Source organism: Plantactinospora sp. CNZ321 (assembly GCF_004217235.1).
This window is the reverse complement of record NZ_SHKQ01000001.1, coordinates 3,426,007-3,452,904: the sequence shown is the minus strand read 5'-3', so window position 1 is coordinate 3,452,904 and position 26,898 is coordinate 3,426,007. Positions and strand designations below refer to the sequence as shown.

Sequence of the window (26,898 nt, the reverse complement as noted above, 5' to 3'; positions counted from 1 at the left end):
GCCGGCGGGACACCGTCCGGGACGCCCCGGCAGTGCGCCGTCCGGCACCCCGGGTGGGCCCGTGGTGAACTGATGGACGCCCGACTTCCGTCCCGGCGGAAGCCGGGTGGCGGGTACCGACACGGCGACGACGGAGCGAGGCGGACGATGGCACAGCGCGGCGAAGGACCGGACTTCATCGAGGCCCTGGCCCGAGGGCTCAAGGTGATCACCGTCTTCCACGCCGACCAACCCCGGCTGAGCCTCAGCGAGGTCGCCGCCGCGGCCGGGCTCGCCCGGCCCACCGCCCGGCGCTTCCTGCTCACCCTGGAAGAACTCGGCTACGTCCGGGCCGACGCCGGCAGCTACGAACTCACTCCCCGGGTGCTGGAACTCGGGATGGCCTACGTCGGCGCGCTCTCGCTGTGGGACATCGCCCGCCCGCACATGCAGGACCTGGTCGCCGCCACCGGGGAATCCAGCTCGATGGCCCAGCTCGACGGCTCGGACATCGTCTACATGGCCCGGGTCGCGGTGCCGAAGATAATCGCGCTGCGGGTGCAGATCGGCACCCGCTTTCCGGCCAGCGTGACGTCACAGGGCAAGGTTCTGCTCGCCGCGCTGGACCCGGGCGCGCTCAACACGGCGCTGGCCCAGCCCAGCCGCTCCGGGGTGCAGCCGAAGGTCCGGCATGGACGGACCGCGCTGGACGCCATGCTCCGGGAGGTCCGGGCCCGGGGCTGGGCGCTCGCCGACGACGAGTTGGCCCCGGGCATCCGCTCGGTGGCGGTGCCGATCCGGGACGGCCAGGGCATGGTACGGGCCGCGATGAACGTCACCGTCAACTCGGCCGAGACCAGCGTCAAGACCCTGGTCGAGCAGCACCTTCCCCAGCTCATCCGGGCGGCCAGCGCGATCAGCGCGGACTGGGCCCGCTGGCAGTCCCGGCCGCAGATCGAGATGGGCGGTGTGGTGGAGACGGTCGTCGCCGCCCGACCCTGAGCCCTCGGCAGGACTTCGCACCGGCGGTGCCGTGACCGCCGGTGCGGGGGGTGCCGCCGTGGTCAGGTGGCGATGTCCGGGTACGGCAGCGAGAAGTGCGCCAGCCGGGCCGCGTAGTGCTTCTGGAAGCCGAGCGGTTCGGGGTGGTCCCGCTCGAACATCGCGATGAACAGGGTCAGCGTCAGGAACGGGTGTGCGCCCAGCTCGAAGAGTTTGACGTAGTCGTGGTCGACCAGCGCCTCCCGCTCGGCGTCGGAGAACCGCAGCCAGGTGCTCGCCTCGCCGGTGTGGCAGTTCAGCACCGCGTTGGCGCGCTCCGCCTCCCACCAGGTGACCATCCCGCGCGGGTCGTCACGGTAGCGCTCGACCAGCTCCGGATCCCGGTCCACGGTGTAGAGGAACTTGTTCAGCAGGTACTTGCTCACCGCCGCACCTCGCTTCCGGTCGGTACGCCGTTCGGATACCAGGTGAAGTAGGCCTCCATGGTGTGGAACAGGTCGAGGGTGTCGACGTGGTCCGCCCTGGCGCCCGCCCCGGCCACCCCCATCATCAGCATGAAGTCCATGAAGCCGTGGGTGGCGTTGCCCGGCGTGTGCAGGCTCTCCAGGGTCACCTCGGCCAGGCAGCGCTCCAGGTCACCGGTGGCGATCCACTCCACCGCCTTCCGGTCGAACTCGGGATCCGGCCCGTGCGGGCCGAACTGGCGGGGGCCGCCGAGTTCCAGCGACAGGTGGCCGGTGCCGATGATCGCCACCCGCAGGTGGCTCGGCCACGACTCGACCAGTTCCCGGATGGTCTGGCCGAGCTGCACGAACCGCTTCGGCTGCGGCAGCGGCGGCGCGAAGATGTTGGTGTAGATCGGCACGATCGGCAGGTCCGCCTCGGGACGCAGCGTGATGATCGGGCAGGTGATGCTGTGGTCGATCCGCAGCTCGTTGCTGAACGCCAGGTCGAAGCCGGCGTCCAGGCCCTCGCGCAGCAGGTGGGCCGAGAGGTCCTCCTGGCCCCGCAGCAGCATCCGGGGCAGGCCGAACTCGCGTTCCTCGTTGTACCAGTTCCCGTCGTAGAACGGGGCCTTGCCGACCAGGAACTGCGGCATGTTGTCCAGCCACAGCTGGTGAAAGTGGTCCGAGCCGACCATCACCAGCACGTCGGGGTTGGCCCGGGTCAGGGTCTCCCGGAAGTCCAGGATCTTGCGAACCCACTCGTCCGCGAAGGGCGGCCGGTCCTCGCCCTGTGCCGTGCTGGCCCGGTAGTAGAACGGATGGTGGGTGGAGGCGATCACCGCGGCGATGGTGGCCATCGCGACTCCTTTCAGACGGGTTCGGGGGGTGTGTAGCGGGCGTTGCGGTCGACGGTGCGGTAGATCTCCATCCCGAGGCCGGTACGGCGCTCCTCGGCCAGGTGGCCGAGGAGTCCGGCGGCCCGGGCCAGCAGCGCGAAGCCGCGCAGCAGCTCCGGCGGCAGGTCGAGGTCGGCCAGGGCGGCACCGCAGACGCCGGCACCGTTCAACGGCAGGGTACGGCCGAGCACCTGCGGGTGGACCCGGCCGATCGCCTCGAAAAGCCGCAGGTGGGGGCCGCGCAGGCCCTCCCGCTCGGCGAGCGCGATCAGCACCGGGGTACGCGGATCCCGCACCCTGTGCACCGGATGCCCCAGTCCGGGCACCAGCCGGCGCTCGGCCCGGGCCCGGGTGACGGCGCCGAGGGCCAGCTCGTCCCAGCCGGCGTCGTCGGTCGGTACCTCGGTCACCTCGGCCAACGTGTCGGCGAGGAACCGGCCGCTGTCCTCGGTGACGCCGAGGAACCGGGAGCCGCCACCGAGCAGGCCGGCGGCGAGCGCCCCCTGCAACGCCTCGGGGGCGCTCTGGTACGTCACCCGGGCGGCGATCGCCGTCGGGGTGAAGCCGTGGTCGGCGAGCGCGACGAGTACCGCCTCGAAGACGCGTACCTGGGCCGGGGTGGGGCGGCGCCCGGCGACCAGCCAGAAGGCGAGTTCGCCGAAGCCCACCTGGCCGATCAGGTCGGCGGCCAGGTCGTGACCGAGCAGGTGGATGGTGTCGGCGTCGGAGGTGCCGATCGAGGTGGGAAAGGTCAGTTCTGGGTCAGCCACGCGCGGATCTCCTCGCCGTGTTCGTCGAGCCCCGGTGGGGGCAGGTCGTACCGGGGATGGGTGGTGGAGAAGGTGATCGGGTTGCGCACCATCGGCACCGCGCCGTCGCCGTCGCCCACCGTCACCACCGGGTCGAGGCCGAGCCGCTCGGCGAAGGCCACTCCCCGGTCGATGGTGTTGATCGGCGCGCACGCCACCCCGGCGGCGATCAGGTCGGTGAACCACTCGTCCCTGGTCCGGGTGCGCAGCCGTTCGACCAGCAGCGGGCGCAGCTCCTCACGGTTGGCGGTGCGGTCCTGGTTGCGCCCGAACCGTGGGTCGTCGACGAGTTCCGGCAGGCCGAGGACCTCGCAGAGCTTGCGGAACTGGCCGTCGTTGCCGGCGATGACGATCAGTTCGCCGTCGGAGGTTGGCAGCGGCTCGTACGGGAAGAGGCTGGGGTGCGCGTTGCCCATCCGGTACGGCACCACCCCGCCGGCCACGTACCCGCTGCTGTGGTTGACCAGCCCGGACAGGGCCGAGGAGAGCAGGTTGACCTCGACGTGCTGGCCCCGGCCGCTGGCCGTGCGGTGGTGCAGCGCGGCCAGGATGCCGATGTTCGCGTGCATCCCGGCCATCACGTCGAAGACCGAGATCCCTGCCCGGTACGGCGAGCCGTCCGGGTCGCCGGTGAGGCTCATCAGCCCGGAGATCGCCTGCACCATCAGGTCGTAGCCGGGCAGCGCGGCGCCGGCGCCGGTGCCGAAGCCGCTGATCGAGGCGTAGACGATGCCCGGGTTCTCCGCCGCCACCGACTCGTAGTCGAGCCCGAACCGCCGCATGCCGCCGGGCTTGAAGTTCTCGATCATCACGTCGGCGCGCGCGGCGAGGGCGCGGGCCACGGTGAGGTCCTCCGGTGACCGCAGGTCCAGCGCGATGGAACGCTTGTTCCGATTGATGCCCAGGTAGTAGGTGGCCACCCCGTCCCGGACCGGTGGCATCCAGGTCCGGGTGTCGTCCCCGGCCGGCCCCTCCACCTTGATCACGTCGGCGCCGAGGTCCGCCAACAGCATCGTGGCGTACGGCCCGGCGAGGATCCGGGAGAAGTCGGCCACCACCAGTCCGGCCAGCGGTCCCGGTGTGCCACCGGTACCCGGCTGATCCGCCATGCTCCCGCCTCCGTCCGTCTCGCGGACGTTTGTCCGTCGCCGACAGTCTGTTCGCGCCCGACACACCTGTCAACTGTTGATCGGTCGCGCCGGGGCCGACCACGCCTGGGATAGCCGCCCTCCATCGGGCGCGGGCCGTAGCCGCCGCTCAATCCCGGATGCATCCGGCCGAGCACTACTCGTTGACAGGCGTGAAACACCGGGACAATAATTGCGCCACCTGCTCGCGCCCGCTATACGGACGATCGTCCGCGTAGATCGCTCCGTCGATAGGAGTTGGCGATGGCCACGACCGAGCCCGACCGCCCGGTGCTGCTGCACAACGGGCTGGTACTGACGATGGACGACGCACACACCGTGCTGACCGGCGGCGACGTGCTGGTGGTCGGCGACCGCATCGCCGAGGTGGGGGTCGGGTTGACCGCCCCGGACGGCGCGCTGGAGATCGACGCCAGCGGCGGCATCGTGCTGCCCGGAATGATCGACACCCACCGGCACATGTGGCAGACCGCGATGCGCGGCTACGGCGCCGACTGGACCCTGACCCAGTACTTCGTCTGGTACTACCTGGAATCCGGCAAGCTGTTCCGGCCCGAGGACATCTACGCCGGCAACCTGCTCGCCGCCATCGAGGCGATCGACGCCGGGGTCACCACCACGGTCGACTGGTCGCACGGACTACAGACCCCGCAGCACGCGGACGCCGCCGTCGACGCCCTGGAGGCGGTGCCCGGCCGCTTCGTCCTCGCCTACGGGAACATCCAGCAGGGGCCGTGGGAGTGGGCGACCCGCCCGGAGTTCCGCGACTTCGTCGAGCGGCGCATCGCCGGCAAGGGCGACAGGCTCGGCTTCCAGATGGCCTTCGACGTCACCGGCGACCCCGCCTTCCCGGAGCGGGCCGCCTTCGAGGTCGCCCGTGACCTCGGCGTACCGGTCACCACCCACGCCGGCGTCTGGGGCGCCACCAACGACGACGGCATCCGGCTGATGCACGAGAACGGCTTCATGACCCCGGCCACCGTCTACGTGCACGCGGCCACCCTGACCCGGGACTCGTACAACCGGATCGCCGCCACCGGCGGTTCGGTCTCGGTCTCCACCGAGAGCGAGCAGAGCGCCGGCCAGGGCTACCCGCCCACCTGGCAACTGCGCCACCACGGCATCCCGGTCTCGCTCTCGATGGACACCAGCGTCTGGTGGAGCGGTGACCTCTTCACCGCCATGCGCACCACACTGGGCGCGGACCGCTCCCGGGAGCACCTGGAGGCGCACGGCCGGCAGGACACCGTCACGCACTGCCACCTGCGCGCCGAGCAGGTGGTCGAGTGGGCCACCCGGGGCGGCAGCCGCGCGCTCGGCCTGGACGACAGGGTGGGCAGCCTGGAACCGGGCAAGAAGGCGGACGTCGTACTGATCAAGAACGACGACTCGCCGGTGATGTTCCCGATCCTCAACCCGTACGGCCACGTGGCCTTCCAGGCGCAGCGCGGTGACGTGCACACCGTCCTGATCGACGGCCGGCTGGTCAAGCACCAGCACCGGCTGGTCGGCGTCGACCTCGGCCGGGCCCGGCGCGAGGTGGAGCGGACCGTCGAGTACCTGATCGGGTCGATGGGTCGGGACGCCTGGGCGAAGGGCATGAACCCGGACGTCCCGGAGACCAAGGTGCGGGACAACCCGTACACGTACACCGAATGGGACGCCGGCTCCGCCCAGTGGAAGCGCTGAGCGGCGCAGGCCCGCGCCAGCCCCGGGTGGCACCGGCCCGGGCGGTCGGTGCCGGGGACTAGAGCATCTCCAGCGGCTGCGGGCCGCTCGGCGGCGGGAAGACCGCGTCGAGTACGACCAGGTCCTCGTCGCCGAGCCGCAGGTCGAGCGCCCCGGCGTTCTCCCGGGTGTGCGCCGGATCCGACGACCGGGGAATGGCGGCGACCGGATCCTGCCGCAGCACCCAGGCCAGCGCCACCTGCGCCGGTGTCACCCGGTGCCGGCCGGCGATCTCCGAGAGCTGGTCGTTGCCGAGCAACCGGCCCTGCTCGATCGGTGCGTACGCCATCGCCGGGATGCCGTGCGCACCCAGCCACGGCAGCAGGTCGTACTCCGGACCTCGTCGGGTCAGGTTGTAGAGGATCTGGTTGGCCGCGCAGGACTCGCCACCGGCCTCCATCAGGTCCACCATGTCCGACAGGTCGAAGTTGCTCACTCCCCACTGCCCGATCTCGCCCGCCGCCACCAGCTCGTCGAACGCCTCGATCGTCTCCGGCAGAGGATGGGTGCCGCGCCAGTGCAGCAGGTAGAGATCGATGTGGTCGGTCCCGAGCCGGCGCAGGCTTCGGCGACACGCCCGTACCGTGCCCTGCCGGCTGGCGTTCGCCGGCAACACCTTGTCGACCAGGAACACCTCGTCGCGGCGCCCGGCGATCGCCGCACCGACCAGTTCCTCCGCGGACCCGCTGCCGTACATCTCGGCGGTGTCGATCAACCTCATCCCGAGGTCCAGCCCGGCACGCAGCGCGGTGATCTCGTCCTGCCGCTGCCCGGGGTTCTCCCCCAGGTACCACGTTCCCTGGCCGAGTACCGGCATCGTCTGGCCCGACGGCAGTCTGATCGCGGGCATCGCGACGGTCATCTCGGCCTCCCGGCGGGTGGAACGCGTGCCGACGACAGCGGGGTTGCCGCACGGCACCGCCGGCCTACGACATGCGGCCCCGCCGGCCCACCCGCCGTCGGCCTACCCGGCACACCGCCGGCCAAACGAAAGCTCTGACCGCCGCCTCGGTGTAACGAAAGCTCTGACCGCCGCCGACGGCGTCCCGATTTGCGTAACCCGTCCGCTTATGTCTCGTTTCTTGGTGGAAGGGGCGGGGATGGCTGGCTGCCGACCGCCGCTCGGTACCAGCACCTGAGCTCCACGGGGGAAACGTGACGTCCATACGGAGAAGACTGTCCACGCTGGCGGTGGCGCTGCTCGCCGCCGACGCCGTACTGCACCTGCCGGCACCGGCCCTGGCCCAGCCCGGCTCCGCCGCCGCCCAAGGGGTGGTGGTCGACCTCTCCGCCGACGTGGCCGGCGTCGTGGTCGTCGACGCGGACGCCACGATCGGCAGCGCGACCGCGCCGGCCGGTGGTGGCACCGACACCTCCACCCTGGTGGACATCTCACTGGCGGGTGCGATCGGGGTGACCGCGGACGGCACCGTCGAGGAGGTCACCGCGACCCGTGGCGCCACCGCCTCCTCCGCGTTCTCCAGCGTCAACGGTCTGAATCTGACGGTGCTCGGCATCGACGTCCTCGACGCCGGCGAAGTGACCGCCACCGCCACCTGTCCGCTGGTCGGCGCGCAGACCGCCGAGACCACACTCGCCGACGTCTCGCTCTTCGGCACCACCGTCGTCCTGACGGCGAACGGCCCGGCGGTGCAGGGCAGCGCCGACGTCACCGTACCCGGACTGCTCGGTGCCAGCCTCGACGTGACGTTGACGCGCACCGAGACCACCACGGCGGCCGGTGCGGCGGCGACCGCCATCCTGGCCACGCTCACCCTGACCGGAACCGTGGCCGGACTGCCGGTGGCCATCCCGGTCGGCACCGTGATCGTGGCGCGGGCAACCTGCGAACGCCCGCCGGCACCCGCACCGCCCACCGCGTCCGCCATCGATCCGGACTCGGGTCCGCAGTCCGGCGGGCAGACCGTCACCATCACCGGCACCGGCTTCGTCCCCGGCGACACCACCGTCACCTTCGACGGCGTACCCGCCACCAACGTCACCGTCGCACCCGGCGGCACCTCACTGACCGCCGTCACCCCAGCCAACCCGATCGGCCCAGCCACCGTCATCGTCACCACCCCCGGCGGCTCCGCCACCCCACTCGACTACACCTACCTCGCCGACGGCAGCGGCGCCGTAGTGACCGGCCTCGACCCCACCTCCGGCCCCACCAGCGGCGGCACCACCGTCACCATCACCGGCACCGGCTTCACCGGCGCCACCGGGGTGACCCTCGACGGCGTGCCGGGCACCGACTTCACGGTCAACCCGGCCGGAACGACGATCACCGTCGTCACCCCGCCGAACGCCGCCGGGCCGGCCGAGGTCGCCGTGACCTTCCCGGCCGGTACCGCCGAGGACGGAACCTTCAGCTACGTGGCACCGACGATCACCTCGGTCTCCCCGCCGGCCGGGCCGAGCACCGGCGGAACCCGGGTGACGATCACCGGAACCGGCCTCACCGGGGCGACCGGTGTCGACTTCGGCGGCGAGCCCGGCACCGATCTGGTGGTCGACCCGAGCGGCACCTCGCTCACCGTCACCACCCCGCCCGGCACACCGGGCACCGTCGACGTCACCGTGCAGTTGCCCGGTGCGGATGCGGTCGCCGACGACGGCTTCACCTACCGGGCCGTGGTACCCGTGATCGAGACGGTCGACCCGGACCAGGGGCCCACCTCGGGCGGAAGGGTCGTGACCGTCGGCGGCAGCGGCTTCGTACCGGGGCAGACGACGGTGACGATCTGTGGCCGTACCATCCCGGCGAGCGCCGTGACGGTCGCCGCGAACGGGGGCTCCCTGACGTTCCGCACCCCGGCCTGCCCGGCCGGCGACGCCGCGATCACCGTCGGCACCCCGGCCGGCGTCTCCAACACGCTGCCCTTCCGGTACGCCGGGGCGCCGTTGCCGGTCACCGGCGATTCGGTGGTCTCGCTGGTCGGGATCAGCGCCGCGCTGACGGGTCTCGGGATCGTCCTGTTGCTGCTGACCCGACGACGCCGTACCGACCGGGCGACCGGCTGATCGGCAGCGGATCCGGCGCGGGCCCCGGGGGTGGTAGTCCCGGGGCCCGCGCCGGTCAGCGGGGCGGGCGGTCCGGTAACCGGATGACCGGTGGGGGAAGGACCTCGTCCTCGTCGATCCGGCCGACCAGATAGCGGCTGGTCTCGTCGAGATGCAGCACCCGGACCCCGGGCCGGTCGCGCAACCAGCGCCGCACCGTGACGGCGGCGAACCACCGGTTCATCCGGCGTACCGGCGGCAGACTCCGGCCGAAGGGCAGCAGTGCCGCCGGCGTGAGCCGCCAGACCGAGCAGCCGTCGAACTGGACGTGCGGGCGTCGACCGCGCAGCCGGCGCGGCCGGTGCACCAGCAGGATCCGCCGGTCGTCGAGGCGCTCGCCGGTGACGATCCGGAAGTAGTGTTCCGCGGCCCACTGGCCGTCGCCGGAGAGCACCGACCAGGTTCGTACGTCGCCGTCGGGCAGCGCGGCTCGGGTCTGCGCGGCTCGGGTCTGCGCGATGATCAGCACGGTCGGCCTTCCTGGTCCGGGATCGCCGGGGCGGGGCATCAAGACGTTCGTGATGAAGCTGTAACAAAGTCTAATCACCACAAACTTGACAAATGTCACCAACTGCGAGAGAGCGGGCCCCGCCGGCATTGTCGGGTGGCGGCGGGCAGCCCGCGCCAACACCGGGGTCGGCATGATGGTGCGGCGGGCGCCGTTCGACATCGGCACGCCGTCGCCCGGCCGCCCCGGTCGGCTCGCGGGTGGCGGTGTCCCGAGCGACGGCACAACGAGAAGGGGGTGACCCTCCGTGGTCGAGCTGACCGGACGGGCCCGGCGGGAGCACGCGGCTGAGCGGATCGTCCGATGGCTCCGGACGCCACGGGGTCGGCGGGCCGTACGCGTGACCGCCGTCCTCACCGGCTGCTACGTCTGGGCCATGGTCATCGTCGGGTTCTCGTTCGCCCTGGTCGAACGCGGCGCCCGGCACTGGTGGCTGATACTTCCGTTCGGCCTGCTGGTTCCGCTGATCGCGCTGGCCGCCGTACGCGCCGTCCCGGCCGCACCAGGGCCCGGCGCCGAGGCGGATGAGCCGGGCGTCGAGGCGGTCCGGCCCCCGGCCGGCACCGGCCCCGCTGCGAGGTCCCGGTCGGACGCCCGGCCGCCGCAGCCCGACGGCACCGGATCGGCCCGCCCCGCCGGGCCGGAGACCGGCACCGCGGCGGCCGGGCTGCCGCTGGAGCCGCTCAGCGGGCGGGAACTGCAGGTGCTGGCGCAGTTGGCGGCAGGGCGCTCCAACCGCGAGATCGCCAATGCCCTGTACGTCGCCCAGGGCACCGTCAAGGCGCACCTCAACCACATCTTCCGGAAGCTCGGGGCCGCCAGCCGGCTCCAGGCGGTCACGCACGCGCACCAGGCGGGCCTGCTCGACCGGGTCCGCGACGAGAAATAAACCCCCCGCTAAACCCCGGCATGGCCGTTCGGCAGACGCCGGCCGCGCCGCCGGCTGCCTAGCGTCGGGCCCCTGCGTTCGATCCCGCTGGCACCGCGACTCGTCGAGGCGATCGCAGCTGCGCAGCAGACCGGAAGAGAAGGAGCCTGCGATCGCCATGCCCCACGACGCACAGACCAGCCGTGGCTGGCCACGTCCACTACTGCTGCCGCTCTCGCTCGCCGTGGCGTTCGTCGCCGTCGTCGAGGGACTGTCCCTGGCCGAGTTTCTCCCGGTTCCGGTCGCGCTGCTCGTCGCGGTCGGTTGGGGGCTGGCGATCAGCCTGCTCACCGGCTGGCTCCGGAACCGGGCGACGCTGAGCGCGTGGTTCGAGGACGGCCTGGTCGCCCTCGGTGTCGTCGCGATGGCCCTGTTCGCCTTCGGCGGTGCGGCCGGGCTCCTGCTGCTCGGTGCCGCCCTGGACAGCCCCACCCTGACCGGAGAGACCCTGGTCCTGATGTTCCTGCCGAGCATCCCGGTCGCGATCATGGCGAACGTCCCGACGGAACTGGTCGTGGTTCCGATGCTCCTGGTCCTGGGCTGGCGCCCGGGACTACGGCGGATCCTGATCGTCGCCGCCGCGGCGCTGTACCTCGTACACCGGATCTGGACCTACCTGGTCTTCGCCTCCTCCCGGCTGGACTTCGCCGAGACGGAGCGCTCGACGACAGCGCTGACCGAGGCGGAACGCGAGCAGCTGGCGGCGGCCCTGCAGGTCGACGACCCCCGGTGGATCCTCAACCTGGCCATCTTCGCGGTCTTCCTCCTGGCCGCGTACTTCTCCCGGGTACGGGAGACCAGCTGGCGGGCAGCGGTGCCGGGCAGCCGCGTGCGCGCCACCTGACCGGCGGCGTCGACCCAGACGCCGACGAGCGGTGCCCGGCGGGTCGGCTCCGGATCGATCAGCTCCGGATCGATCAGCGGAGCGGATGGCGGGTGGTGCCGGCCAGGACCCGGCCGGCACCACCCGCAGAGGTCAGGTCAGCAGTTCCCCGTTGACCCGGCGCGGCAGCCCGAGCGGGTTGCTCGCCCGCAGCGCCGCCGGCAGCAACTCGTCGGGCATGCCCTGGTAGGCGACGGGACGCAGGAACCGGCGCAGCGCGGTGACCCCGACCGAGGTGTGCAGCGAGCCGGTGGTCGCCGGCCACGGCCCGCCGTGCTGCATCGCCCAGGTCACCGCCACCCCGGTCGGCCAGCCGTTCCAGATCACCCGGCCGGCACGCCGGGCCGCCAGCTCCACCACCCGGGCCGCCACCGGATCGTCGGCGCCCTCGCCGTGCACGGTGGCGGTCAGCGCACCCGGGACGACGGCCAGCGCGGCCAGCAGTTCCGCCTCGTCGGCGTACTCGACCAGCAGGGCTGCCGGACCGAAGCACTCCGCGAGCAGCCGGTCGGCGTGCCGGACGAGGTCACCTGCCGAGACCGCCAGCAGTTGCGCGGCGGCCCGGTAACCGGACTGGTCGACCTGGCCGGGCGGAACCACCGTCCGTACCCCGGGCACTCCGGCCAGCGCGGCCGCCCCCTCCCGGTACGCGTCCCGGATCCGGGAGTTGAGCAGCGGGCCGAGCGACGCGGCGGCGACCGCCTTGCCGAGTACCCCGTCCAGCTGGTGCCCCGCCGGCAGGAAGAGCAGACCGGGCTTGGTGCAGAACTGGCCCGTGCCGAGGGTGACCGAGCCGACGAACGCCTCGGCGATCGTGTTGCCCCGGGCGGCGAGCGCGGCCGGGGTGACCACGGTCGGGTTCAGCGAGCCGAGTTCGCCGTAGAAGGGGATCGGGTCGGTCCGGCCGGCGGCGAGGTCCGCCAGCGCCCGACCGCCGGAGGCGGAGCCGGTGAAGGCGCCGGCCGCGATCGCCGGATGGGTGATCAGGGCCTGGCCCGCCGCCATCCCCCGGACCACCGCGAACGTGCCGACCGGGGCGCCGCCCTCGGCGAGGGCGTTGGTGATCAGCGCGCCGCACAGGTCGGAGAGCCCCGGGTGGCCGGGGTGCGCCTTCACCACCACCGGGCAGCCGGCGGCCAGCGCGCTCGCCGTGTCGCCGCCGGGCACCGAGAAGGCGAGCGGGAAGTTCGACGCCGCGTAGACCGCGACCGGACCGACCGGAACCAGCATCCGGCGCAGGTCCGGTCGGGGTGCCGGCAGCGCGTCCGGGTCGGGCAGGTCGATCACCACCTCCAGGAACGACCCTTCCGTCACGGCGTCGGCGAACATCTCCAGCTGCACCCGGGTCCGGGTCAGCTCGCTGTGCAGCCGGGCCGTGCCGAGCCCCGTCTCGGCGTCGCCGAGCGCGACGATCTCGTCCCGGGAGCCCTCCAGCGCGGCGCCGATCCGGCGGAGCAGCTCCGCGCGGGTGGCCAACGGCAGCGCCGCGTACCTCTCGGCCGCGGCGGCGGCCAGCCGGCAGACCGCGTCCAGGGCGTCGGTACCGGTGTGCGGCACCGGGTGGCCGGTCGGCGTGCCGGTGTACGGGTTCATCGGCTGGTCCAGGTCCATACCAGTCTCCGTCGGTCGAGGGGTGATCACGGGGCGGGTACCAGTGTCCCCAACATCCTCTCCGGGGTCGCGGGGTGCCGCCCGCCGCGAGCAGTCCGCCGTCGCCCGGGTCACCCGGTGCGGTAGTTCCGTCCGGGCGGCACGGAGGGTGTCCATAATCCCTGCGGCCACCTCGGCGGCCGGCCGCTGCCGGGTCCGCTCGTCCAGCCAGAGGTCGACGAGCGTTCCGGACGAGTTGAGCGTCACCTCGACCAGCCCGTCGGCGTCCCGCGTGCTCACCCGGATCGCGGCGAGCCGGCGGGACAGCTCATCGGCCCGCTCCACACGGTCGGCGAACGAGACCTGCCAGGCGTCCACCAGGCGCCGCGCCGCGGGGAGTTCCGCCTCGTTGTTCCACATGCCGCCCTCTCCCGGTGCATCGGTCATCACCGGCAAGTCTGCCCGGCAGGCGTCCGGATGTCCGTCCATCCCCGCCGGGCGCGCAGCGGTCCGGCGGGGGATCAGGGTCGTCGACTCGGCGGTACCCCGCCGCCGCAGGCGGACACCGCCCCGGTCTCGCCGCGCCGTCCCGGCCGATCAGGGGTAGCATCGTGTCACCGGGTCAGACATGCGCCCAGCGTCGCCACCGATGCGAACGGTGACGACACGACGACGGATCATCGATCGACCGTCCGACCGGGAGGCAGCGTGTCGACAGGACCGAGGCCGGAGATCGCCGCGCGACGCTCCTGGTCCGGCCCGAGCCGACCCGCCGGGTGACCCGCCCGTCGCCATCAGCCGCAACCAACATCGCCGACAGTAGGCCCGCTGGTCGGCTCCGGTGCACCGACGCAGTGCCGACGCCTGCGGGGGCACAGCCGGCACGCCACGCTGGGCGATTCTCGACCGCCATCGGTACAGCGGCACCGCACGGACAGTCGATCGAGGTCAGTCTCGGCGGCCTCAGCCGATCACCAAATTGAATGGATACTCAGGTGAATAGTCACGCCTTTTCCGAAACAGCCGGCGAGCCGGCGTTCGCCATCGAACTCGACCCCGGCCCCGACCAGACCCTGATCGTCCGGCTCGTCGGTGCGCTGGACATGGACAACGCCGACGCGCTGCACGAGACGCTGCACCGCGCGCTGCGTCACCGGTTCCGTCGGGTGACCGTCGACCTTTCCCAAGTGACCTTCTGCGACTCCTCCGGTATCAGGGCGCTGCTGCTCAGCCACGCCGAGGCCGATCGGATCGGCTGCCGGCTCATTGCCGTCGCCCCTCGTCCCTTCGTACGGCGGGTGTTCGAACTCACCGGGGTGACCGGACTGCTCGGCCTCGATCCGCCCAGCATCCCCGAGCCGTCCGGTCCCGGTCGTAGCGCCGCGGCGGTCGCCGTCGACCCCGGCCCGGGTCCGAACGCCGAAGGCTCGCGGTCGGTGGCGTAGGGCGAGGACCACCGGCGTACGGTTCCCGCATCGAATCCACAGCGACCGGTCCGCGAAGGAAGGTCAGATTGACGCCTTTCATCCGTCCGGGGTGGGTTCAGGGCGTTCGCGCGGGGTACTGAGGGCTCAACCGACCCGAGGTGAGGCACTCATGACCTTCAATCCCCTGATTGAACCGGGAATCCCTCTGGACCGACAGCTCAGGAACTGGCGCGAACTGGACGTCGAGCCGCTGGACCCGGACGCCACGGACCCGTACACCCGGTGTCGGGTCATCGTCATGAACGGCATCGAGATCGAGTCCATCATGTTCAGCCACCATCTCGCCCGTACCTGCCCGGATCCGGAGGTGAAGCGGCAGCTGGCGTACACGCGGTACATCGAGGCGCAGCAGCAGAAGGTCGTCAACTGGCTGCTGCCGCCGATCGCCAGCACGCTGGAGACCACCATCGCCTACGAGCAGGTGGCGGTCGACCTGACCGCCTGGGTCGCCCGGATTGGAACCCGACCCGTACCTGAAGCAGGCGTACCAGTTCGGGGTGCTGGAGGACTTCGACCACCTGTACCGGTACGCCAACCTGTTCGAGATGGTCGAACGGCGCAAGGCGGAGAAGGTGGTGGACGGCCTGACCGAGGTGATGCCCGGGCGGCCGACCAAGGCCCACCACCGGCACCCGTACGACAACGTCCGCGATCCGTACGACCGGCACACCGTCGACCCGCTGTCCCGGCTACACGCCCTCACCGTCATGTCGGCCGAGCAACAGACGATGAACTTCTACATGAACGTCGGACCGCAGTACATGGAGCCGATCGCCCGGCAGCTCTACGTCGAGATCGGCATGATCGAACAGGAGCACGTGACCCACTACGAGTCGCTGGTGGATCCGGGCGAAACCTGGTGGGAGCGGCTGGTCACGCACGAGTACAACGAGGTGTACCTCTACCACTCCTTCATGACCCAGGAGCCGGACCCGAGGATCAGGGCGATCTGGGAACTGCACCTGAACATGGAGCTGGCGCAGTTGCGGCTCGCCTGTGACCTGATGCGTCGCTTCGACGGCCGGGACCCGGCCGAGGTACTGCCGGCGGAACTCCCCACCCCGGTGACCTTCGAGCCGAACAAGGAGTTTCTGCGGCACCTGCTGGACACGCAGATCGACCTGACCACACTGGGTGCGGGCTACGTGCGCGAGGCGCACGAACGATTCGAGAAGCTCCAGGAGCAGATCCACGGCGGGGCGGAGCCGCCCAGCGAGCGGGTGATCGACATGCACCGGGAACGCTTCGGCGCGGAGTACCGGATCGAGACCGAGGGTCCGCATCCGGTGGAGTCGCTGCGCGCGGAGCGTGACCGGTGAGCGCCGGCCGGACGGACGGCGGTACCGACGGAGTGGACGTCATCGACCTGCTGCTCGCCCAGCACGCGCGGATCGAGGAGCTGTTTCGCACGGTCGCATCGAGCGACGGCGACGCGAAACGCCACGGGCGGCCCACCCCGCGCACCGGTTGGTGGCGCTCGCCGCGGCGGTCCGGGCCGCCGAGGCGGTCGCTCCGACCCGGCCACACCCCGGGGTGGAGTCGGCCACCGCGAACCTGCTGCTCGGTCCGCCCGTCGCGGTCGTCGCCGCGGTTCGCAACGCGATCCGCGGCGTGACCCGTGCCTGAACGAGTCTTCCGCAGCGGCCCCGACGGGACGGCGGCGGGATCGCGGCGGCCGGGCGGGCGGTAGGGGCGGAGAACCCGGCCCGCGCGGGGTGTCGCCGCAGTGCGCCCTGGCCACCGCCATCCCGCCGCCGCCACGGGTGTCCCGGCCGGTGAGTCCGGGTGAGCTGGTGGCGCCGCTGACCGGGCCCGGTAAGCGGCGCTGGCCGCACCCGTCGGGCGACCGGTCACGGTCGGGGCCGGGCCCCGTCCCGCACCAGGTGCCGTACCCGGGTCCACGCCACCAAACGGCGGACCGGTCACGCCACCGGGACGTACTTCTCCAGGTCGTCAAGGATCTTGCCGGCAGCGGTGACCCCGATCCCGGTCATCCAGGTCTCGTCGGCGACCACGTACGCCCGGCCGGCCTTGACCGCCGTGAGGTTCTTCCAGAGGCTGCCGCCGGTCACCCTGGCCTGCTCGGCCGCGGCCTTCTCACCGAACGCGGTGACGAAGATGATGTCGCCGTCGACCTCGGAGATCCGCTCCGGGCTCACCTTGTCGAACCGCCTGTCCTCCTTGTTCGCCAGCAGTTGCCGCTCCGGCCGGCCCAGCCCGACGTCACCGAGCACCAGCCCGGAGAAGGACTCCGGACCGTAGACCCGGATCTCGGTGGGGCGGAACCGGACGATCGAGATCCTCCGGGCGGCGGCGTTGCCGAGCCTGGCGCCCAGCTCCTCGGCCCGCTTCTCGTAGCCGGCCAGCAGCTCCCTGGCCTCCTGCTCCTTGCCGAGCGCCTGCCCGTCGAGGAGGAAGTTCTCCTTCCAGGTGATGCCGACACGCTCGGTGAAGACGGTCGGGGCGATCGCGGACAACTCGTCGTAGAACTTCTCCTGGCGGAACTTGCTGCCCAGGATGAGGTCCGGCTGGAGCGCGGTGATCGCCTCCAGGTCCGGCTCGGTGAGCAGGCCCACCCGCTTGATCCCGGCGACCCGCTCCGCGCCGAAGTACGACGGCCAACCGGCCATCTCACCGGCCAGGGCGGCGCCCACCGGTACGACACCGAGCGAGAGGGCGGTGTCGACCTTGTCGGTGTCGAGTACGACGACCCGCTTCGGCTGTGCCGGTACCTCGGTGCTGCCCATCGCGTGGGTGACGGTCCGGGTCTCGCCCCCGGCCTCCGCCCCGACCACGGGGTCGCTGCTGGTGCAGCCGGCCAGGCCGGCGCCGAGGGCGGCGACGGTGAGCATCGTCATGACTGTGCGGCGCATGGGGAACCTTTCTCCAGGGAGAGCGTGCCCAGGGCGGGGACGACCAGTGGCGCCCCGGTCACCGGGCAGGGCACGACGACGCAGTCGAGCCCGAAGACGTCGCGGACCAGGTCCGCGGTGAGAATCTGCCGGGGCGGCCCGGTGGCCACCACCGCGCCGTCGCGCATCGCGACCAGGTGGTCGGCGTACCGGGCGGCCAGGTTGAGGTCGTGCAGGACGGCGACGACGGTCCGGCCGCGTTCGGTACGCAACCGGTGCAGCAGGTCGAGCACCTCCACCTGGTGGGCCAGGTCGAGGAAGGTGGTCGGCTCGTCGAGCAGGAGCGCCTCGGTGTCCTGGGCCAGCGTCATGGCGATCCAGACCCGCTGCCGCTGCCCGCCGGAGAGGGTGTCGACGGGCCGCTGCGCCAGCGCCGCGACGTCGGCCAGCACCATCGCCTCGCGGACCGCGACCTCGTCCTCCGGGGACCACTGCCGCCACCACCGCTGGTACGGCTGCCGCCCCCGCCCGACCAGGTCGGCCACGGTCACCCCCTCGGGCACCAGCGGGCTCTGCGGGAGTACGCCCAGCCGGCGGGCGACCGCCCGGGTCGGCAGGTCCCGGATCGCCGCCCCGTCCAGCAGCACCGTGCCCCGGCGCGGGGCGAGCAGCCGGGCCATGGTCCGCAGCAGGGTCGACTTGCCGCAGGCGTTCGGCCCGACGATGACGGTGAACGCGTCGGACGGCAGGTCCAGGTCGAGGCCGTCGATGACCGACCGGTCCTCGTAGCCGACCGCGAGATCGCGGGTGGAGAGCATCTAGGAGACCTTCCGTCGGGCGCGGAGCAGCAGATAGATCAGGTACGGACCGCCGAGGGCCGCGGTCAGTACCCCGGCCGGAAGCTGGGTGGGTGCGAAGAGCCGGCGGCCGGCGAGGTCGGCGAGGACCACCAGCAGCGCACCGACCAGGGCGGCGCAGAACAGTGGCGGCCGCTCGGCCCGGACCAGCCGCCGGGCCATCTGCGGGGCGGCGAGGGCCACGAAGTCCACCGCGCCGACCTGCGCGGTGACCATCGCGGCGGCCAGCACCCCGGCGGTGGCCAGGCCGACCCGGCGGGCGACCGGGCGCAACCCGATGCCCCGGGCGGTGTCGTCGTCCAACGCGCTGCCGTTCAGCGCCCAGCCGGCCCAGAGCAGCACCGGCAACAACAGCAGCAGGGTCGCCCCGAGGTACGCCGTCTCCCGCCAGCCCTTGCCGGCAAGCGTGCCGACCAGCCAGATCTGGGCCCGGATCCCGTCGATCGGGTCCGCCGAGAGCATCACCACCTCGGTCAGCGCCCGCAGCGCCACCGCGACGGCGACACCGGCCAGCACGAACCGCTGCGCGGCCAGTCCGTGCCGCAGGCCGAGCAGCAGCACCGCGACCGCCGCGAGGAGGCCACCGGCGAGCGCGGCCGGGGCGATCAGCACCGCGCTCGCCCCGGCGGTCAGCGCCACGGTGGCGGCGAGTCCGGCGCCCTGGCTGACCCCGATGACGTCGGGACTGGCCAGCGGGTTGCGGGCGACGGTCTGGATCAGCGTGCCGGCGATGCCGAAGACCGCCCCGACCGCCACCGCGAGGACCACCCGGGGCAGCCGCAGCTCGAGGACGACGAGGTCGTACCGGGTACCGGCGCCGGTGAGCGAGCGGAGCACGTCCTGCGGGGCGACGTACGGGGTGCCGAGGGAGAGCGCCAGCACCACGGCGGCGGCGAGCAGCAGGGCGAGTGCCCCGCCGACCAGCAACGGCCGGTGCCGGACGACCACCCGGGTGGGGCCGAGCCGGACCAGGGTACGTCCCACCGGCATCGCCGGGATCACCTCGCTCCGGCCGGTCACGCGGTCACCACCCGGGCCCGGCGGATCAGCAGCACCAGCAGGGGTGCCCCGAGCAGCGCGGTGACGATGCCGGCCGGCACCTCGCCGGGCGGCGCGACGAGCCGGCCGATGACGTCGGCGGCGAGCAGCAGGGCCGGCCCGAGCAGCGCCGCCAGCCCGAGGGTCCAGCGGTGGTCGGCGCCGACCAGGGCGCGGGCCAGGTGCGGCACGGCGAGCCCGATGAACGCGATCGGTCCGGCCGCCGCGACCGCCGCCCCGATGAGCAGCACCGCGCCCACTCCCCCGGCGAGCCGGACCAGCCCGATCCGGTGCCCCAGCCCGCGGGCGACGTCGTCACCGAGGGCGAGCGCGTCCAGGCCTCGGGCGGCGAACCCGGCCAGCAGGAGGCCGACCAGCACGAAGGGTACGACCTGGCCGGCAACGCCGACGTCCCGGCCGGTCAGGCCGCCGACCACCCAGAACCGGTACTCCTCGAAGGTGCGGGCGTCGACGGTGAGCAGGGCGATGACCGTCGCACCGAGGCTCGCGTCCAGGGCGACGCCGACCAGCGCCAGGGTCACCGGGCTGGCACCCTCACGGACCCGGTTGGCGATGCCGAAGACGAGCAGGCCGGCGAGGAGGGCACCGACGACACCGAACCAGACGTACCCGGCCAGCGTCCCGACCCCGAAGACCGCGATCGCGAGCACCACACCGAGGGATGCGCCGGCGCTGACCCCGAGGATCCGCGGCTCGGCCAGCGGGTTGCGGGTCAGTGCCTGGAGCAGCACCCCGGCCAGCGCCAGGGCCGGCCCGACGACGAGCCCGAGCAGGGTACGCGGCACCCGCAGCTCCCGGACGATGGTGCTCGCCTCGCCGCCGTCGGGTGCGACCAGCGCGAGCCACACCTGGCCGGGGGCGAGCGGCTTGCTGCCGAGCGCGAGACTCGCCAGTACGGCCAACGCCAGCAGTACGGCCACCGCGGCGGTGACCGTGACCCGCCGGCCGGCCCGGCGGTCCGGTCGGGCTGCGGTCCTGGGCGCCTCGGCCGGTACCGTCGTCACGTGCTTTCCCCGTACCTCTCGAATTAGGTTCGCCTAACCTTACGACCCGCGTTTCGCCGCGCCTCACCGGGATGACGTACGGATGCAGGCTTTGCAGGAAACGAACGATCGTGCTATCAATTCCGGGTGAGCAAGGGTGCGGCCACCCGGCAGGCGGTGCTGGCGGAGGCGACCGAGGTCGCCAGCCGGCTCGGTCTCGGCGGCCTCACGATCGGCTCGCTCGCCGCCCGGCTCGACATGTCCAAGAGCGGCCTGTTCGCGCACTTCCGCTCGAAGGAGGCGCTGCATCTGCAGGTGCTCGGCTACGCCCGGGACGCCTTCGTCGCCGAGGTGGTCCGCCCGGCGCTACGCGCCCCCCGGGGCGAGGCCCGGATGCGGGCGCTCTTCGACAACTGGCTGGAGAGCGTCAACGTCGCCGCCGCCTGCCTCTTCGTCTCGGCCTCGACCGAGTTCGACGACCAGCCCGGTCCGGTCCGGGACCAGTTGGTCGCCGACCACCGCGACCTTTCCGACGTCATCGCGCAGATCTTCCGCACCGGGATCGCCGAGGGCCAGTTCGACGAGGCCGCCGACCCCGAGCGGTTCGCCCACGACCTGCACAGCGTCATGCTCGGCGCCTTCCACTCGCGGCGCCTGCTGAACGACCCGCGCACCGACACCTGGGCCCGGCAGTCCTTCGAGGCCCTGCTGGACGCCGCCCGGCCGAAGTCCGGCTGACCGCACCCCGACCCGAGGAGTCATCGTGACCGGCACCTACGTCCGACGCAAGAAAAGCACGATCGTTCGTTCCTTTCGCTGGGTCATCATCACCGGGATGCGGGCCGCCTTCCGTACCCTGGAACACCTGGCGCCGGAGGCCGGCGGCCGGCTCGCGCTCCGGCTCTGGTGCACCCCGCCCCGCCGGCGCACCCCCACCGCCCGCACGGTGCCGGCCGGGACCGGCGCCGCCACCTTCACCGGCCCGCACGACGGCGCCCCCCGCACCGTCGCCGTCAACGGCGGTACGGTCACCAGCCGGGCCTGGGGCAGTGGCCCCTTCGTCTACCTGGCGCACGGCTGGGGCGGTTCCGCCACCCAGCTGCACGGCTTCGTCCCCACGCTGGTGGCCGCCGGCTACCGGGTGGTCGCCTGGGACGCGCTCAGTCACGGCCGCTCCGGACCGGGCGTGCTCGGCCCGCACCGGGCCACGCTCAGCGAGTTCGCCGACGCGCTGACGGCGGTCGTCCGCGCCCACGGCCCTGCGCACGCCGTGATCGCCCACTCGCTCGGCGCCAGCGCGGCCGGGCTCGCCGTCCTCGACGGGCTGCCGGTGCGTCGACTGGTGATGATCGCCCCGCTCGCCGACCCTCTCCCCCACATCGGGGCGTTCCGGCGGACTCTCGGTATCGGCCCGGCGGTCGGCGACCGGCTCATCGCGGCGATGGAGTCGCTGGTCGGCCGGCCGATCGCCGACTTCGACCTAGGGGCCCGCGCCCGGGGTGCCGGGCAACTGCCGCCGCTGCTGGTGGTGCAGGACCGCGACGACCGCGAGGTGAGCCCGACCGACGGGGTCACCATGGCCGCCGCCTGGCCGGGCCGGCTGTACCGCACCGCCGGGCTCGGGCACGGCCGCATCCTGGCCGACCCCGAGGTCGTACGCCGGGTCGTCGACTTCGTCCGCGAGGCGGGGCCCGACGCCGAACCCGACCACACCGCCGGCACCGGCCGGTCACCGGTGCCTCGGGAAGACCCGCCTCCGGTACCTCCTGGGGACGCCCTTCCGGTACCACAGGAGGTGACCTGACGGGTGACGGTCCCGCGATGGGCTGACCCCGTCGGGTCCCGGCTCGAAACGTGAAACCCCGTGCCACACTTGCCGGATGCGGCGCCTGACGACCCTGGTGGCCGCCGCGGTGCTGGTCCTCCCGGCCGGCGGCGCGGCAGCCCGACCGGCCGCCGGGCAGGTGGCGGCCGCTGCCCGCGCCGCCGCCGGCACCCCGGTCTGCACCGTCGACGACGAGCGGCTGGTGGAGATCTCCGGGCTGGCCGCCACCGACGACGGCTACGTGGTGGTCAACGACAGCTCCGACCTGGAAAGCCGGCGGCGGATCTTCTTCCTCGACCGGGACTGCGCGGTCACCCGCACCGTCCGCTACCCGTCCCGCCCCCGGGACACCGAGGACCTGGTCCGGGCGCCGGACGGCACCATCTGGATCGGTGACGTCGGCGACAACAACCGGGTACGCGAGACCGTCGCGTTTTGGAAACTGGCCCCGGGTGCCCGGTCGCCCGTGCTGTACCGGGTCAGTTACCCGGACGGCGCGCACGACGCGGAGGCGCTGCTGCTCTCCGCCGACGGCACCCCGATCATCGTCACCAAGGACTCCGGCACGCCCGGCCTCTACGCCCCGGTCCGGGAGCTGCGGGCCGGGCAGACCACCCCGCTGCGCAGGGTCGGCGAGGTCACCCTGCCGAGGAGCACCACCAGCAACCCCTTCTCGATCTTCGGACGGCTGCTCGTCACCGGCGGCGCGGTCGCCCCGGACGGCACCCGGGTGGTGCTGCGCACCTACGCCGACGCCCTGGAGTTCGACGTCACCGACGGCGACGTGGTCCGCGCCGTCACCGAGGGGACGCCCCGGGTCGTACCGCTGCCCGACGAGCCGCAGGGCGAGGCGATCACGTACGACCCGGACGGGACGGCGCTGCTGACGCTCTCGGAGAAGGCGGAGACCGAATCCGCCGCCGACCCGGTGCTGCTGCGCTATCCGATCCCGGACCGGGAGCCGAAACAGTCCTCCTCGCCGGGCACCAGCGCCGGGCCGGCCACACAGGACACCCGACTCGACCGGGACCGGGCGGCGGAGTCGAGCCGGGACGTGACCGGCCGGTTCGTCGGCGCGGTGACGCTGACCCTGCTGGTCCTGGTGGTGGCCGCCGGATTCGCCATCTGGCGGGCCCGCCGCCGGCCGTCGGGCCGGGGTCGATAGCGCCCGTCACCGACGCACCCCGCGCAACTCTGGCGGATCGACCCGGCGCGCTGACGTCACCGGCGACGGTCAGCCCCCGTCAGCACCGTCGAAGAGCCGGCGGTACTCGCCATATCCCTCGCGCTCCAGGTCGGCCAGGGGTACGAAGCGCAGCGCGGCGGAGTTCATGCAGTACCGCAGCCCGCCCCGCTCCCGTGGACCGTCGTCGAAGAGGTGGCCGAGGTGGCTGTCCCCGTGCGCCGACCGCACCTCGGTACGCACCATCCCGAGGGTCGAGTCGTCGACCTGCACCACGTTCGCGGGTTCGATCGACGCGGTGAAGCTCGGCCACCCGGTACCGCTGTCGAACTTGTCGACCGAGGCGAACAGCGGCTCGCCGGAGACGACGTCGACGTAGATGCCCGGTTCCTCGCTGTCCCAGTACTCGTTCCGGAACGGCGGTTCCGTGCCGGACTCTTGGGTCACGTGGTACTGCTGCGGGGACAGCCGGGAAACGACCTCCGGGTCCTTGCGGTACTCCTTCGACACCACCGGTCCTCCTTGCCCGTATCCTGCCCGGACGGGTACGCCCGGCGCCGCGCTGGCCACGGACGCGCTGGGGCGCGGGTGGCAGAGCCGGAGTTCCCTACCCGACCGGCGGCACCGGAAACCACTGCCGGGCGTCGCTCACCACTGGGGTGACGCGGAGCCGTCGGCGCCGACCCCGGTGCCGACCACCTGGCCCGGCCGGTCGAGCGCGGCGAGCTTGGCACGCACCTTGCCCGCCTCGATGTGGTCGACGTCGCCGAGCACCGCCAACGCCTCCCGCCAGACGTCCCCGGCGGCTCGCGGGTCCCCGAACGCGTGGTGGGTGTCACCGAGGTGCGACAGGGTGATGCCCTCCAGGTGGCGGTCGCCGATCGCCCGGTAGAGCCGCAGGGCCTGGTCGTAGCAGCGCAGCGACCGGGCCCGGTGGCCGAGATGGTGGTGCGCCCGGCCCAGACTCTCCCAGGTGTTGGCCTGCCCGTTGCGGTCGTCGAGTTCCTGGAGTTCGAGGAGGGCCTGCTCGCAGTAGGCCAGTGCCGAGGAGTGGTCCTCCAGCAGGGTGTGGTACCAGCCGACCGCGTTGCGCGCCCGCGCCACCCCGAGCCGACTGCCGGCGTCATGGAGCAGCCCGAGCGCCCTCCGGGCGTGGTCGAGCGCCTCGGGAAGCCGGCCCCGCCGCTCCCACATCAGCGACAGGTTCAGGTGCGTGTGCCCCTGCCCGGCCTGGTCACCGCAGTGGTCGTACAGCTCCAGGGCGTTGCGCAGCTGGGTGTCCGCGTCGTCGAGCCGGCCCAGCCGGGTGTAGGCCCGGGCGAGGAACCGGTACGCGACGGCCTGGGCCGCCGGCTCGGCGAGCCGGCGCGCGGCGGCCACCGCCGCACGCTGGGTGCCGACGAGGTCGTACCAGTGGCCGCGGCGGTCCAGATAGGTGGCCAGGATCCAGGCCAGCTGCCATGTCTGCACGTCGCGTCCACTGCCGGCGACGTGTACGAGAAGGGCCAGCAACACGAGGCGTTCGGCGGCGAACCAGTCGAGTGCCCCCTGGTCGTCGACGGGACACTCCGGGGTGACCCCGGGGCGGAGCCGGCCGAGCGGAAGCGGACTCGGCTCGGTCCGCAGCTTGGCGTCGGCGGCGTTCCCGCTGTGCAGGTAGTGGTCGAGCAGCCGGTCGACGGCGGATCGACGCCGCCGCGCCGAGTCGACCTGCTCGGCCACCTCGGCCGCGTAGGCTCGCAGCAGGTCGTGCGGGGCGTACCGGCCGACGGCGCGCTGCCCGAGCAGGTTCGACCGGGTCAGCTCGGCCAGTGCCTCCCGCACTTCGGCCAGCGGCCGACCGGCGAGACTGGCCGCCGCGGCGGCCGAGAGGTCCGGCCCGGGGTGCAGGCCGAGCAGTCGGAACAGTCGCGCGGCGGCCGGACTGAGCGACCGGTACGACCAGGAGAAGACCGCTCGCAGGTCGGTGGTCGGATCGCCGGTGCTCAGCGCGTCGAGCCGGCTGGCGCCCCGGCGCAACTGGCCGGCCAGATCGGCCAGGGAGAGGTTCCGGCTGGTGGCGACCTGGGCGGCCACGATCGCCAACGCCAGCGGCAGCCCGGCACACCGGGCCAGGATATCGACCACCGCCTGCGGTTCCTCGCCGGCCCGGTGATCGCCGATCCGCCGCAGGAGCAGTTCGCGGGCCTCCCGGGCGGGCAGCGGCTCGACCGGTACCGGTGTGGCGCCCTCGATGGCGACCAGGTCCGTCAACCGGGCCCGGCTGGTGACCAGGACCAGGCAGCCGGGCCCGCCGGGCAGCAGTGGGCGAAGCTGGGCGGCGTCCCGGGCGTTGTCCAGCAGCACCAGCATCCGCCGGTGGAACATCTGGCTGCGGTAGAGCGCCGCCTGCGCATCGGGGTCGGTCGGGATCCGCTCGGCCGGCACCGCGAGCGCGTCGAGGAACTGCCGCACCGCCTCGGCCGGGTCCACCGCCGGGCCGGCCGGGTCGAAGCCACGCAGGTTGACGTAGAGCTGGCCGTCGGGGAAACGGTGTGCCGCCTGGTGTGCCCAGTGCACCGCCAGGGTGGTCTTGCCGACACCGGCGGTGCCGGAGACCACGGCGATGACGGTCGCGGCCGGTCCGGGCGGCCGGGTCGCCCGGTCCAGCAGGCCGTCGAGCCGGGTCAACTCGCCCGTCCGGCCGGTGAACTCCGCCAGGTCCGCCGGAAGCTGCGCCGGCTTCGACGCGTTCCGGGCCACCCCCACCGGAGGCATCACCGGGCGGGCCGGACGGGCCGGCTGTTTCTCGTCCCGCAGCAGCGCGGCGTGCGCGGCCGCCAGCGCCGGCCCGGGCGCCACGCCCAGGTCCTCGGCAAGCCGCCGGCGCACCTCGTGGTACGCGGCGAATGCCTGCCCGCGCCGTCCCGCCACGTGGTACGCCCGGATCAGCCGGGCGTGTGCCGCCTCGTCCAGCGGCGCGGCGATTGCCGCCTCCGCCAGGATCGGCAACCCCTCGGCGGCCCGACCGGCGGCGATCATCACCTCGCCGTACCGGCCGAGTGCCGCCTGCCGCTCGCCGGCCAGCGCGACCACCTTCGGGTGGCTCGCCAGGGTGGGTATGTCGGCGAGCGCTGGGCCGTGCCACAGCGCCAGCGCCTCGCCGAGCAGTTCCGCCGCCGCGTCGAGTTGCCCCCGCCGCTGCGCGGTCGCGGCCGCGTCGACCCGCTGGCGGAACTGCGTGACGTCCAGCCCGGCGTCCGGCAGGTGCAGCGCGTAGCCGTCGCCGACCAGCCGCAGCACGGTTCCCCGGTCCCGGGGGCGCCGTTCCGGTTCGAGCAGCCGGCGCAGGTGCTTGACGTGGGTCTGGATGACGTTCGCCGCGCTGCTGGGCGGCTCCCGGTCGTACCAGAGCCCGCGCATGAGTTCGGCGCGTTGCAGCGGCTTGCCCCCGGCCAGTGCCAGCAGGCCCAGCACCACCCGTCGGGCCGCCGGTCCCAGGTCGAGCGGTTCACCGTCGCGCCAGGCCCGAACCGGACCGAGCAGCTGAATCCGCACGAGCGCCCCCCGCCGTCCGTCCACCGCCACCGCCGCCGGGTGTTTTCGGGTGCGGCGGCCACCTGACGTCGAACTTAGATCAGCGCCGGTTGATGTGCCTATCGGACCAACGGCGGTTTCCGGAGGCGGCCA

24 protein-coding genes are annotated in these 26,898 nt (G+C 72.9%); 11 read left to right on the top strand and 13 right to left on the bottom strand.

The features are described from left to right. Nucleotides 1–147: 147 nt before the first annotated feature. Nucleotides 148–981 (top strand): IclR family transcriptional regulator domain-containing protein, encoded by an 834-nt coding sequence (locus tag EV371_RS15250; RefSeq protein WP_130462615.1) that lies wholly within the window; start codon nucleotides 148–150, stop codon nucleotides 979–981. A 62-nt stretch (nucleotides 982–1,043) separates the two neighbouring features. Here EV371_RS15250 and EV371_RS15245 read toward each other — a convergent pair whose 3' ends face one another. From EV371_RS15245 to EV371_RS15230, 4 genes are read right to left on the bottom strand one after another with little or no spacing between them, the layout of a single operon-like run. Further along, entirely contained in the window at nucleotides 1,044–1,406 is a 363-nt protein-coding gene (locus EV371_RS15245; RefSeq protein WP_130462614.1) for a hypothetical protein, read from the bottom strand. After that, the gene (locus EV371_RS15240) at nucleotides 1,403–2,284 is read right to left on the bottom strand and encodes a DODA-type extradiol aromatic ring-opening family dioxygenase (RefSeq protein ID WP_130462613.1); all 882 of its coding nucleotides are present in this window, start codon (nucleotides 2,282–2,284) and stop codon (nucleotides 1,403–1,405) included. Before EV371_RS15240 ends, EV371_RS15245 begins: the two co-directional genes overlap by 4 nt. An 11-nt stretch (nucleotides 2,285–2,295) precedes the next feature. Continuing rightward, the gene (locus EV371_RS15235) at nucleotides 2,296–3,093 is read right to left on the bottom strand and encodes a citryl-CoA lyase (RefSeq protein ID WP_130462612.1); all 798 of its coding nucleotides are present in this window, start codon (nucleotides 3,091–3,093) and stop codon (nucleotides 2,296–2,298) included. Continuing rightward, complete coding sequence (locus EV371_RS15230) at nucleotides 3,075–4,241, bottom strand: CoA transferase (RefSeq protein ID WP_130462611.1); 1,167 nt, start codon at nucleotides 4,239–4,241, stop codon at nucleotides 3,075–3,077. The genes EV371_RS15235 and EV371_RS15230 overlap by 19 nt, the downstream gene beginning before the upstream one ends. Before the next feature lie 282 nt (nucleotides 4,242–4,523). Between EV371_RS15230 and EV371_RS15225 the strand changes: the two genes are divergently transcribed. Then, nucleotides 4,524–5,969, top strand: coding sequence for an amidohydrolase family protein (locus EV371_RS15225; protein ID WP_130462610.1), 1,446 nt, complete (start codon nucleotides 4,524–4,526; stop codon nucleotides 5,967–5,969). Between the two features lie 58 nt (nucleotides 5,970–6,027). On the opposite strand, the gene EV371_RS15220 is transcribed toward EV371_RS15225, so the two are convergent. Beyond that, nucleotides 6,028–6,870, bottom strand: coding sequence for an aldo/keto reductase (locus tag EV371_RS15220; protein ID WP_207230501.1), 843 nt, complete (start codon nucleotides 6,868–6,870; stop codon nucleotides 6,028–6,030). Between the two features lie 293 nt (nucleotides 6,871–7,163). Between EV371_RS15220 and EV371_RS15215 the strand changes: the two genes are divergently transcribed. Further along, nucleotides 7,164–9,035, top strand: a complete 1,872-nt coding sequence (locus EV371_RS15215) for an IPT/TIG domain-containing protein (protein ID WP_130462609.1) — start codon at nucleotides 7,164–7,166, stop codon at nucleotides 9,033–9,035. A 55-nt stretch (nucleotides 9,036–9,090) separates the two neighbouring features. On the opposite strand, the gene EV371_RS15210 is transcribed toward EV371_RS15215, so the two are convergent. Next, complete coding sequence (locus EV371_RS15210) at nucleotides 9,091–9,543, bottom strand: hypothetical protein (protein ID WP_130462608.1); 453 nt, start codon at nucleotides 9,541–9,543, stop codon at nucleotides 9,091–9,093. Nucleotides 9,544–9,829: 286 nt separating this feature from the next. Between EV371_RS15210 and EV371_RS15205 the strand changes: the two genes are divergently transcribed. Continuing rightward, nucleotides 9,830–10,471: a helix-turn-helix transcriptional regulator gene (locus EV371_RS15205; protein ID WP_349337291.1), complete on the top strand. Its 642-nt coding sequence runs from the start codon at nucleotides 9,830–9,832 to the stop codon at nucleotides 10,469–10,471. A 157-nt stretch (nucleotides 10,472–10,628) separates the two neighbouring features. Further along, nucleotides 10,629–11,354 (top strand): hypothetical protein, encoded by a 726-nt coding sequence (locus EV371_RS15200; protein ID WP_130462607.1) that lies wholly within the window; start codon nucleotides 10,629–10,631, stop codon nucleotides 11,352–11,354. 132 nt (nucleotides 11,355–11,486) lie between these two features. On the opposite strand, the gene EV371_RS15195 is transcribed toward EV371_RS15200, so the two are convergent. After that, nucleotides 11,487–13,430 carry an aldehyde dehydrogenase family protein gene (locus EV371_RS15195; protein WP_486484625.1) on the bottom strand — a complete coding sequence of 648 codons (1,944 nt, stop codon included), beginning with the start codon at nucleotides 13,428–13,430 and terminating at the stop codon, nucleotides 11,487–11,489. Between the two features lie 548 nt (nucleotides 13,431–13,978). Here EV371_RS15195 and EV371_RS15190 point away from each other — a divergent pair. From EV371_RS15190 to EV371_RS15180, 3 genes are all read left to right on the top strand, one after another. Continuing rightward, nucleotides 13,979–14,428, top strand: a complete 450-nt coding sequence (locus EV371_RS15190; protein WP_165436702.1) for an STAS domain-containing protein — start codon at nucleotides 13,979–13,981, stop codon at nucleotides 14,426–14,428. 497 nt (nucleotides 14,429–14,925) lie between these two features. Next, nucleotides 14,926–15,789 carry a hypothetical protein gene (locus tag EV371_RS15185; RefSeq protein ID WP_486484624.1) on the top strand — a complete coding sequence of 288 codons (864 nt, stop codon included), beginning with the start codon at nucleotides 14,926–14,928 and terminating at the stop codon, nucleotides 15,787–15,789. Nucleotides 15,790–15,940: 151 nt separating this feature from the next. Next, entirely contained in the window at nucleotides 15,941–16,096 is a 156-nt protein-coding gene (locus EV371_RS15180; RefSeq protein WP_207230500.1) for a hypothetical protein, read from the top strand. A gap of 296 nt (nucleotides 16,097–16,392) precedes the next feature. Here the strand turns inward: EV371_RS15180 and EV371_RS15175 are convergent, their stop codons facing one another. Genes EV371_RS15175 through EV371_RS15160 form a run of 4 tightly spaced genes read right to left on the bottom strand, consistent with a single transcriptional unit; the run spans nucleotide 16,393 to nucleotide 20,242 of the window. Then, the gene (locus EV371_RS15175; protein WP_130462605.1) at nucleotides 16,393–17,343 is read right to left on the bottom strand and encodes an ABC transporter substrate-binding protein; all 951 of its coding nucleotides are present in this window, start codon (nucleotides 17,341–17,343) and stop codon (nucleotides 16,393–16,395) included. Beyond that, nucleotides 17,325–18,140, bottom strand: a complete 816-nt coding sequence (locus EV371_RS15170) for an ATP-binding cassette domain-containing protein (RefSeq protein WP_130462604.1) — start codon at nucleotides 18,138–18,140, stop codon at nucleotides 17,325–17,327. The genes EV371_RS15175 and EV371_RS15170 overlap by 19 nt, the downstream gene beginning before the upstream one ends. Next, nucleotides 18,141–19,199 (bottom strand): FecCD family ABC transporter permease, encoded by a 1,059-nt coding sequence (locus tag EV371_RS15165; RefSeq protein ID WP_349337286.1) that lies wholly within the window; start codon nucleotides 19,197–19,199, stop codon nucleotides 18,141–18,143. After that, a complete protein-coding gene (locus EV371_RS15160; protein ID WP_130462603.1) occupies nucleotides 19,196–20,242 on the bottom strand; it encodes an iron ABC transporter permease in 1,047 nt (348 codons plus the stop codon). Before EV371_RS15160 ends, EV371_RS15165 begins: the two co-directional genes overlap by 4 nt. A gap of 126 nt (nucleotides 20,243–20,368) precedes the next feature. Between EV371_RS15160 and EV371_RS15155 the strand changes: the two genes are divergently transcribed. From EV371_RS15155 to EV371_RS15145, 3 genes are all read left to right on the top strand, one after another. Continuing rightward, nucleotides 20,369–20,959: a TetR family transcriptional regulator C-terminal domain-containing protein gene (locus tag EV371_RS15155; protein WP_130462602.1), complete on the top strand. Its 591-nt coding sequence runs from the start codon at nucleotides 20,369–20,371 to the stop codon at nucleotides 20,957–20,959. A 25-nt stretch (nucleotides 20,960–20,984) separates the two neighbouring features. Then, the gene (locus tag EV371_RS15150) at nucleotides 20,985–22,025 is read left to right on the top strand and encodes an alpha/beta fold hydrolase (RefSeq protein WP_486484623.1); all 1,041 of its coding nucleotides are present in this window, start codon (nucleotides 20,985–20,987) and stop codon (nucleotides 22,023–22,025) included. A 76-nt stretch (nucleotides 22,026–22,101) separates the two neighbouring features. Next, on the top strand, nucleotides 22,102–23,211 hold the full coding sequence (locus tag EV371_RS15145) for a hypothetical protein (RefSeq protein ID WP_349337283.1): 1,110 nt from the start codon (nucleotides 22,102–22,104) through the stop codon (nucleotides 23,209–23,211). Between the two features lie 69 nt (nucleotides 23,212–23,280). Here the strand turns inward: EV371_RS15145 and msrB are convergent, their stop codons facing one another. Continuing rightward, on the bottom strand, nucleotides 23,281–23,742 hold the full coding sequence (gene msrB, locus EV371_RS15140; RefSeq protein ID WP_486484622.1) for a peptide-methionine (R)-S-oxide reductase: 462 nt from the start codon (nucleotides 23,740–23,742) through the stop codon (nucleotides 23,281–23,283). 135 nt (nucleotides 23,743–23,877) lie between these two features. Continuing rightward, nucleotides 23,878–26,766, bottom strand: a complete 2,889-nt coding sequence (locus EV371_RS15135) for a BTAD domain-containing putative transcriptional regulator (RefSeq protein ID WP_130462601.1) — start codon at nucleotides 26,764–26,766, stop codon at nucleotides 23,878–23,880. Nucleotides 26,767–26,898 lie beyond the last annotated feature (132 nt).